This window comes from Microcoleus sp. AT3-D2 (genome assembly GCF_036705715.1).
In the GTDB taxonomy this organism is placed as follows: Bacteria; Cyanobacteriota; Cyanobacteriia; order Cyanobacteriales; family Microcoleaceae; genus Microcoleus.
In genome coordinates this window covers 19,616-29,218 of the sequence record NZ_JAUBVE010000062.1, presented here as the reverse complement: position 1 = coordinate 29,218, position 9,603 = coordinate 19,616, and the positions used below count along the sequence as shown (strand labels likewise).

Genomic DNA, 9,603 nt, shown 5'->3' with positions numbered 1-9,603 from the left:
CTCCGACTCCGGCAGTGACGACTCCGACTCCGGCAGTGACGACTCCGACTCCGGCAGTGACGACTCCGACTCCGGCAGTGACGACTCCGACTCCGGCACCATCACCGGGGACAAGTCCGAATCCGGCACCATCACCATCACCGGGGACAAGTCCGAATCCAACTCCAACAACGGGCACATTGCCGACACAGGTTCCGAGTCCGAGCCCGACTCCGACTGCGGGCGGGACAACTCCGAGTCCGAGTCCTTCGATCGTCCCCACTCCAACTGCGGCGCCCCCAACTCCTCCGCCTTTAGGCGGCGGGCCGACTCCACCCAGTTTTACATCTCCGACTCCTAACCAGCCGCCGATCGTGGAAGCTGGCAAGACGGTGACTGGTTTGCAGAATTTGCCTCTGTCTCTGAGCATTTCGGCGCCCAGCGACCCGGAGGGCCAGCCACTGTCGATCGCCGTAGTCGGACTTCCCAATCCTACTTTTGGTCAGGTAATTACGGGTACGAACCCGGTCGCCGTGAACCAAAAGTTAACCGTTCAGGATTTACTTGGGCTGAAATTCCAACCGGGAACAAACGTGATCGGGCAAGCCGGTTCTTTCAGCTACAGCGTAGCGGACGACCAAGGTGGCACGGCTGCAGCGTCAGTCGCGATTAACATCAATTCTTTCGATACCTCCGTAACTGTTCCAACTATCCTGCCGCCAATTGCTGTTGATGACGGCATTGTATTTACGAGTACGAATAATTTGCTGCCCACTTTCATCGACGTACTGGCGAACGATTCCAGCCCGCAAAAAGGGACGCTCAGCATTATCAATGTCAGTACACCGCAACTAGGGATAGCTGTAAATCTTGTCTCTCAAGTACAATTCATCCCCGGCAACGTAGCGGGTACAACTGCTTTCACCTACAGCGTCAGCGACGGATTCGGGACAGTTCCGGGCGTAGGTACTGTCACCGTTCAAATCTTGCCGGCTGATAGCGGGCCTAACAATTTAGTTGGGGGTTCTTTGCCGGACAATTTGGACGGTTTGGCGGGCAGCGATACTATTGATGGTCAAGGCGGCAACGATACGATTAACGGCGGTGTGGATAACGACGTGATCGTAGGGGGCCTCGGCGCAGATACCATGACCGGGGGCGGCGGCGGCAATCAATACCGCTATACCAGCCCTGCACAAGGTGGGCCTGCCTTTGATGCGGCTTCTTCGGCGGCGATCGAGGCTGCGATCGCGGCGGGCGGATACGATGTGATTACTGATTTTAGCGGTCTCGGTGTGCCGATCGCCGATCAGTTTAATTTTGCCCCCGGATTTGCGAATCTTAGCGGTAACAGCCAAGTTCTGCTGAATGTGCAGACAACGGTTTCTGCAAATATTCTGGGAGGAAGTGCTTTCTTGTTTGCCTACGATTCCGGCGGCAATACTTACATCATTTATGACGGCAATGGCAATAACCTCACCGGCAGCGATTCTCGCATTTTGGCGAAGTTAAATGGTGTAACTGGGGTTTCTTCTCTTTCGGAATTTGATTTCACGTTTATCTAGGAAGATAAGAGGTTGGAAACCGCAGATAAACGCAGATAAACGCCGATTTACTTGGCAGTTTATCTGCGTTAATTTTTGTTCACCTACGGTGAAAAATTAAATCTGATTATCTTCAGAAAACAATCCCAACTAAGAGCCAAGCATAGCACCGAACTTTGAGAAAAATTAGAGGTTTTCACCGCAGATTAACGTAGATAAACGCCGATTTCCTTTGCAGTTTATCAGCGTTAATTTGAGTTAATCTGCGGTGAAAAATTAAATCTGATTATCTTCAGAAAACAATCCCAACAAAGGGCCGAGAATAGCGCCGAAAACAAAGCCGCCAGCGTGGGCCCAGTAAGCAACTCCCCCGGATTCCATGCCGACACTTGCCGGGGCATTCAAGGAAGCCAGGCCGCTCAATGCTTGCTGTGCAAACCAAAATCCTAGAAAGAAGAAAGCGGGGACTCTGACAGTGGTAATAAAAATTCCCAAGGGCAGCAGTGTGAGAACTTTGGCTTGGGGATATCTGAGAATGTAAGCTCCCATAACGCCTGCGATCGCGCCGCTAGCACCCAGGGACGGAATGGCAGATGCTGAGGAAAAAAACCACTGAGTTAGTGATGCTAAAACGCCGCAAGTAAGGTAAAATATTATAAATTTGACGTGTCCTAAACGGTCTTCTACGTTGTTGCCAAAAATCCACAAAAATAACATATTGCCGGCAATGTGAAGAAAGCCTGCGTGCAGGAATTGGGAGCTAATTAGTGTCGTCCATTCGGGAAATGGCGAAACGGGCAGAGCAACCCGGCACATATTGCTTAACTGGCAAGGAACTACGGCCCAAGAGTAGAAAAATTCGGTTAATTGTCGATCGCCCAAACTGAGTTCGTACAAAAATACTAATATGTTTGCCGCAATCAGCCCGTAGGTGACATAGGGAGTGATAGTAATGGGATTTTCATCGCGTAAGGGAACCACAGCCTTTTTTTCCTCATCAAAATATTGGCAACACAGTAGCGCATTTATAGCCCAGGTGTCTCCTGTCTAAAGGAAGAGGAAACAAGCCAATCGATTTTAGATTTTGGATTTTAGATTTAAAGAATTTAAGAATTTAAGAATTTAAGAAGGCGACCTCACGGATGTATCCGGGGGCTGGTTAATCGATTTTAGATTTTAGATTTTAGAATTAAAGAATTGAATAATTGAAGAAAGCGATCTCACGGATGAATCCGGGGGCTGCTTATCGGATACTATATTTTTTATTTATGCACGGATGAATCCGGGGGCTTGTACCGCCCTTGGATGTCGCAAGCTTCCTTCAAACCAGCAGTGTCCCGCTGAAATAATAATAAAACCCATTGAATAAAACCCTCCACTTTGCAGTTAGTTGAATATCTGCTTTTTAGTGTTGGGTTTTATATTACCGCCAAGGGGTATATTGTAGGATTGCAGAGCAAGTTTGTAGTTGCGATATTGGTGGAGTTGTAACAAGTCAACACAACTACAAACTTATTTATCCCCTTGCTGATTACATTTTTACAGCGGGGCTAGTCGAAGGTTTAGGCGACTTAATTTCCTGGGAAGCTGCACGGGCGCGGAAGAGTTTAGCAACGACTTGTTCACACTTAGACAAATCCGATTCTATCTCTGTCAAAATGGCAGTTGATACGGGATCTGTGAACTTCACCCGCAGGTTGTTGATATCGACAACACCGGTTTGCAAATCACCGAGAGTGCTCCGCAGCAAGAACGTTTCATCGGTTCCTTGCATCGACGCTTTTAATTTAGCGTATTTGTCAGCAATTTGGGCAGGAATTGAGGGTTTTTCACCGAAATCGTTGAGGCGACTTTCGAGAGCGATGATGTGGTGCTGTTTGTTTTGAATCATTTCTCTCAAGAGCGATCGCAAATCGCTGTCTTGGGTTTTTTCCGCATAATGTTCAAATGCTTCGCAAGCATAGCGTTCCCCTGCGAGGGCGGTATTCAAACCTTTAACTATGTCGCCTTGTGTAGAACCTCCCCAACCATTAGCTAATTTCCACCATTCTGCATTTTTGTCAGTTTCTTCTGGCAAACCGACTGCTTTTCCGCCGTAACCGAGGCGAGCCATAATTGCGGTAGTAAATATTGCTAAATCTCCCGGTTGGCGGGAAGTAATCAAGTTGCCGTCAACTACTAAAGCTTCGTTAATGTAGTTAGCCCCGGCATTGATCATGTCTGTTTTAATTGCCAAGAAACCAGTCGCATTTTTGCCTTTCAGCAAGTCGGCTTCAATCAAAACTTGCGGGCCATGGCAAACAGCAGCGACGAGTTTTCCTTGCTCAAATGCTTCTCGTACAAACCTTACTGTGTTGGGATTAGTCCGCATTGTATCGGGAGCCATGCCGCCGGGAATTATCACTGCATCGAATTCTGCTGGCAATGCTTCTGTGGTAGTTCCGTCAGCTTGCTGGGCAACTTTTCCTTGTTTCCCTGCATACTTTTCGTTTGTCCGCGAACCGAGGACAACTACATCAAAATTTGCTTGTTTTAAGGCGTTGTAAGGAACTAAAAATTCCGAATCTTCAACTCCATTTTCAATGAGTATGGCAACTCGTTTTGTGTTGCCACCGTTATGGGTTGTCATAATCAAATTTCCTCAGACTATCTTTGATATAACCATAAATGATTTATGATTTTTTTATCGTCTTGCTAAAGTGATAAATTAGTTAGTTTTAAAAAGTGTCAGCATGAGCCTTGAGAGGTATTTTACAGTTATTGTCTCAATGCACATAAGAGGCTCCGTTAATGTCGATCGTAGTCCCGGTAGCGTGGGTAGCCAAACCTGACGCTAAAAACGCGATAACATTAGCAACATCTTGAGGAGGAGCTATTTTGCCGATCGGGATATCGCGAATAATACCAGCTTCACCGAACTCCTGAATAAACTGATTAGACATTTCTGTACTGACAAATCCCGGTGCAACTGTAAATGCCAAAATATTATCAGCCGCAAACCCTCTAGCAATACTGCGAGTTAAAGCAACAATAGCACCTTTTGACGCAGCGTAGTGCAGATAATTAGGGTCATCGCCACGAAAAGCAGCGCGACTTGCTATATTAATAATTGTACCGCCCTTGCGAGTTTTAAAATGAAGGATTGCTTCCCGGCACAAGTCGGCAACTGCAACTAAATTAACTTGTAGAGTTTGCTGCCAAGCTGACGACCAAATATCGAACTCGTCCTCTATGCCTGCTGACTGCATAATTCCAGCATTGTTAACTATAATATCAATATGACCGCGCCATTTTAAAGCATCTCGCCACAAAGCCGAGGCCACGTTTTCCCCCCTCAAATCTGCTGCCAATAAATAACAGCGATCGCCCGCAACACTTGCTGCGATCGCTTCAGCTTCTTTCTGACTGCGAAAGTAATGTAAAATCACCTCAGCCCCAGCATTAACCAGAGTCCGCACCGTCACTGCACCAATCCCTTTCGAGCCACCAGTTACTAAAATTACCTTTCCGGTTAAATCAATCATTTCTGTCTCTCTTTTCTCTGTGACCTCTGCGCCCTCTGCGGTTAATAAAAAAAAATCCCCTTCACGCCCGAAACAGAATTGCTCTATGATACAGCAAATTCCCTCTAATGTGTATGCCATTTCCTCATGCTGATGGATATCTGCAACAGACCTCTCCAAAAACTTTCAAATCCTTTTCCATGTTGGTTGCAATTGGAAATCTAGCCACTACTGAAAGCACTATAGCTTCTTTGTCCTTAAACTTTATAACTACAGTGGAGTCGGCAGCAGAGGTCGAATTAACTCCATAATTCTGTCAGAATTAAAATTATTGATATAATTAGTTAGTGCCTTGGACAAACTTGCTTTGGATTCGGGAATTTGTACAATTAATTCGTTCATAACTTCGGTATCGAGATAGTAAGCGGCGTGATACATTTGTTCTAACCACTGAGGGGGCATCATGGATAGATCTGCTACAGACACCGTTTCAACTAATAGTTTTTGTGGAGTTTGTCCTACGACTTCGTAGATATATTTTACTCCCAAATATTTAGCAAGTTTGTCAAAGATGTCTCTCTGCTGAAATGGCTTGCTTATAAAGTCGTTAAAGCCAGCCATAAGAACTTTCTCTCGCTCTTCTTCAAAAATACTGGCAGTTAAAGCAATAATGACAGTTTCTTGGCTCTGAGGGCGTTCTCTAATATATTTAGTAGCTGTGTAGCCATCCACGATCGGCATTTGCAGATCCATCAGAATCAGGTGTGGCCGCCAACTCTCCCACAGTGAGAGTGCCTCCACTCCCTGTTTTGCTTCTCTCACCTCAAAACCAACCGAGATCAGGATCTCGACTAACAAGCGACGATTTTCTCCTAAATCTTCAACAATAAGAATGCGGTAAGTCGGTTGTCCGGGAGCTAAATTAATTACTCTTTGATTAATTGATTCTGGGGGTAAGGATTCGGCTTGAGGTAACTGTACACCAATCTCAAAAGAAAAAGTGCTACCTCGGTGCAAAGTGCTTTTAACCCGAATTTGACCGCCCATGAGTTTGACGAGTTTTTGACTGATCGCTAAACCAAGCCCACTGCCTTGACTCAAATTCTTCCCAGCTTCGGCTTGCACAAATACCTTAAATAGGCTCTCAATTTCTGTGGGCGCGATTCCCACACCTGTATCCTCAACTTCAAAAGATAGGTGACAGGATGTTTTGTCTCTTTGTGCTGCTCTTACTCGTAGAGTGACGCTTCCTTGATTGGTAAACTTAATCGCATTACTAAGGAGATTGACCAAGACTTGATAGAGTTTTTTCCCGTCGCTATGCACAAATTGAGGAATGTCGGGATCTAGCTCAAAAATTAGTTGCAATTCTTTAGATTGGACTTTAGCTTGGAACATTTCTTCAATAGAAGTCAGCAAATTTGTCAAACCAAAGTCAGAAGGATTGAGGGTCATCCGTCCGCTCTCTATTTTGGATAAATCTAAAATATCGTTAATCAAATCCAATAAATGTCTACCGCTACGATTGACAATCTGTAAACGTTCTTGGAGAGAAGGAGTCAGATTTTTCTCATAGCTCATCAATTGCGTGAATCCCAAAATTGAGTTGAGGGGGGTGCGGAGTTCGTGGCTCATATTGGCGAGGAAGACAGTCTTGGCTTGGTTTGCTTCATTTGCCTGATGAAATTCCAACTCAGCTTGTTTGCGATCGCTAATATCAATTAAATATCCTAAAATTTCTACTGGTGTACCTGAATGATCTTGAATTAGCCTAAACTGAGCGAGCATCCAGCGATAAACCCCATCGGAGCGACGAAAACGGTATTCCTGGAAATACAAATCATTAATGAATAGATTTGCCAAGCCATGAACCACTGTTCCTAAATCATCGGGGTGTAAGTGATTCACCCAAAATTTAGAATCTTCTAAAAACTCGCTGGTTTCGTAGCCCCATATATCTTTGATATTTTCGCTGATGAACGTTGCGCCATAATCGCCAGCAGGTTTACTGCTAAAAATGACAACGGGGCTGTAGTTTAGAAGAAAGTTGAGGCGATTTGTGGTAGCTTGCAAGGCTTGCTCAGCTAGTTTTAGCTCTGTTGCGTCCTCCTGAACGGCAACATATACAGTTCCGTATTCAGGATGCTCAAACTTGGATGTATGAACTCTGCACCAAAAGAGAGTTCCATCTTTCTTTCTATTGTGGACTTCATATTTCGCTTCGCCGGTCTGTTCAATTTGAGTGACGATATCTAGAACGGTTACATCTGGTGTAAAATTTGTATCGACATAATTCAAGACACCAAGGGCTTGACCTGCGAGTTCGCCCTCTGTGTAGCCAAACATAGCGTCAAAGGTTGGATTGGTGTAGACGATCATGAGGTCTGAGGCTTTAATCAAACATACTCCTTCTGCCATGTTATTCATGATAACGCTTTGAAGTTCTAGCGTTTTTTGAGCTTCTTTTCGAGCCGTAATTTCTTGTACTTGAGAAATAAAATGCCGTGGATTTCCCTGTCCATCTTGTACTAGCGATCCATTAAGAATAATCCAAATAATATGTCCTTGTTTATGGAAATACCGTTTTTCTAGTTGGTAAGTTGAAATTGTTCCTGCTAATAGTTGATGTGCATAACTAAGATCCGCATCTAAATCGTCAGGATGGGTAATGTCTTGGAAAGTTAACGCTAACAACTCTTCTGAGGAGTAGCCAAGAATCTGACATAAGGCAGGATTGACTTTAATCCAGTGCCCATCAAGTGAAACGATCGCCATCCCGATAGAGGCATCTTCAAACGCATGGCGGAACTGCTCTTCACTGTTTCGTAAAGCCATCTCAATTTGTTTGCGATTTATTTCAGCTCGTTTGCGCTCTGTGATGTCGCGTTTAATTACAGAACACCCAATAATTCTGCCTTTTGCGTCCTTCAGAGGTGATATGGTACAAGATATATGGATAAGCTGTCCATCTTTGCGGACACGCACGGTTTCATAGTTTTTAACCGTTTCTCCTTGTCGAATCGTTTCTAGGATTTGCTGTTCTTCGTAGGTAAGATGGGAGGGAATTAGAATGACGATCGACTGTCCTATGATTTCTTCAGCCTTGTAGCCAAAGATTTTTTCTGCTGCATTGTTCCAGGTTAAAATGATGCCGTCTAATGACTTGCTAATAACTGCCTCACCAGAGTATTCCACAATCGCTGCCATTTGAGCCAGTGATGCTTCTAGTTGCTTGCGATCGCTAATATCGCGCAGAATAACAGTAAATACCGTTTCGTCTCCCATTTCCAGCCTAGAAATAGAGGCTTCAGCCGCAAACTGCGTTCCATCTTGACGACGACCAAAAATCTCGCCTCGTTCTCCCATCCTTCGCGCTCTGGTAGAAGACTGTGCAAATTTTTTGATATGCTGCGGATGTGCATCTCTAAACTGTTCTGGCAGCAGTAAATTCAGTGGCTTCCCTAAAATATCCTCAATTTTATAGCCAAAAATCTTTTCTGCCCCTTGATTAAACAGGGTAATACGTTGAGTGCGATCGACTGAAATAATTGCATCATTGGCGATTTCTACAATTCCTGCAAAACGAGCCTGCGATTTTTGTAAAGCATCTGTTCGTTCAGCCACAAGAATTTCTAAATTTTCGTTAAGTTTTTTAATTTCTGCTTCGGCTTGTTGGCGCTGGTAATCTATCTGGTTCAAAAAACAAGCCGTCCCCAAGATGAGAATTGAGAACGTGAAAACCATAACAGTTGAACGCAATGTAAAGTCAAAATTAGCGTTATACCAGCCTAAATTTTGTCCTTGAAGAGTGAACCAGTTTACTGCCACTGGAAAGATTGTCCCCCAAGGCAGCAACCACCGAACCATTACTCCGCCAACTAGGGGACTGGTTACTACTTGCATTAATCCTTCCTTGGGGCGGAGCAATAAAATTCCTCCATAGAGGATGAAAAAGGTGGCGCTCGTGTTTAGGGATTGAGTCGTCGTAATTGTGACCAACCGTTCAAGAATATCGGCATTGAATAGGTGTGCAAATAAAGCTAGTAGAGAAATTAAAGCTGCAACACTACTAAAAATCTGAGCCAACCAAGTAATTCGTTGGGAATTTTGCCCTAACACTAACAGTGCTAGTCCCATCAGCACAAAATTTAGGGCGGTATTTATTCCCATTCTTCCCGGATAAGGAGTCGCTGAAGACACGAAATCTCGGAAAAGCCACTGATCAATACCCAGCTTCCAACCAAAAATATACTGGCTCAGCGTCAGGAGACCCATGATGATTATGAATCCTGCCATCCCTTGAGCGATGCGATTGTGCAGTCGCGTTCTTTGGTACTGCAACAATCTCAAAGAAACTCCAGCCAGCAAAAAGCAAATTGCCGTGTTTGCTTTCATGGTCGAAGTCATACCGGGAAAACCACTTTTGAGTAGGGAGATGTCAAATTGCCAACCAAGCAGCACGAGACATCCGATCGCAATGACGAGTAGACTTGCCATTTGAGAAATGCGCTTGTTCATAAATCGGCTGCTTATGCTTAGGTTGAAATACTCTTCTTCTGATGTTAGGCGAAGCGAAG

At 44.8% G+C, this 9,603-nt stretch carries 5 protein-coding genes; 1 reads left to right on the top strand and 4 read right to left on the bottom strand.

The features are described 5' to 3' along the window. On the top strand, positions 1-1,544 hold a 1,544-nt coding region (locus QUB44_RS22310; protein WP_445299924.1), incomplete at its 5' end, for a calcium-binding protein. A gap of 255 nt (positions 1,545-1,799) precedes the next feature. Here the strand turns inward: QUB44_RS22310 and QUB44_RS22305 are convergent. The 4 genes from QUB44_RS22305 to QUB44_RS22290 all read right to left on the bottom strand — a co-directional run bounded on the left by QUB44_RS22305 (position 1,800) and on the right by QUB44_RS22290 (position 9,544). Continuing rightward, positions 1,800-2,504 carry a rhomboid family intramembrane serine protease gene (locus tag QUB44_RS22305; RefSeq protein ID WP_333158696.1) on the bottom strand — a complete coding sequence of 235 codons (705 nt, stop codon included), beginning with the start codon at positions 2,502-2,504 and terminating at the stop codon, positions 1,800-1,802. Positions 2,505-3,054: 550 nt separating this feature from the next. Further along, the gene (locus tag QUB44_RS22300; protein WP_333370851.1) at positions 3,055-4,152 is read right to left on the bottom strand and encodes a DJ-1/PfpI/YhbO family deglycase/protease; all 1,098 of its coding nucleotides are present in this window, start codon (positions 4,150-4,152) and stop codon (positions 3,055-3,057) included. Positions 4,153-4,288: 136 nt separating this feature from the next. Continuing rightward, positions 4,289-5,047, bottom strand: a complete 759-nt coding sequence (locus QUB44_RS22295) for an SDR family oxidoreductase (RefSeq protein ID WP_333370849.1) — start codon at positions 5,045-5,047, stop codon at positions 4,289-4,291. A gap of 249 nt (positions 5,048-5,296) precedes the next feature. Next, on the bottom strand, positions 5,297-9,544 hold the full coding sequence (locus QUB44_RS22290) for a PAS domain S-box protein (protein WP_333370847.1): 4,248 nt from the start codon (positions 9,542-9,544) through the stop codon (positions 5,297-5,299). Positions 9,545-9,603: the final 59 nt, after the last annotated feature.

Coding starts and splice junctions, on each gene's coding strand:
- QUB44_RS22300 (WP_333370851.1), bottom strand. CDS start 4,152: ATGACAACCCATAACGGTGGCAACACAAAACGAGTTGCCATACTCATT.
- QUB44_RS22295 (WP_333370849.1), bottom strand. CDS start 5,047: ATGATTGATTTAACCGGAAAGGTAATTTTAGTAACTGGTGGCTCGAAA.
- QUB44_RS22290 (WP_333370847.1), bottom strand. CDS start 9,544: ATGAACAAGCGCATTTCTCAAATGGCAAGTCTACTCGTCATTGCGATC.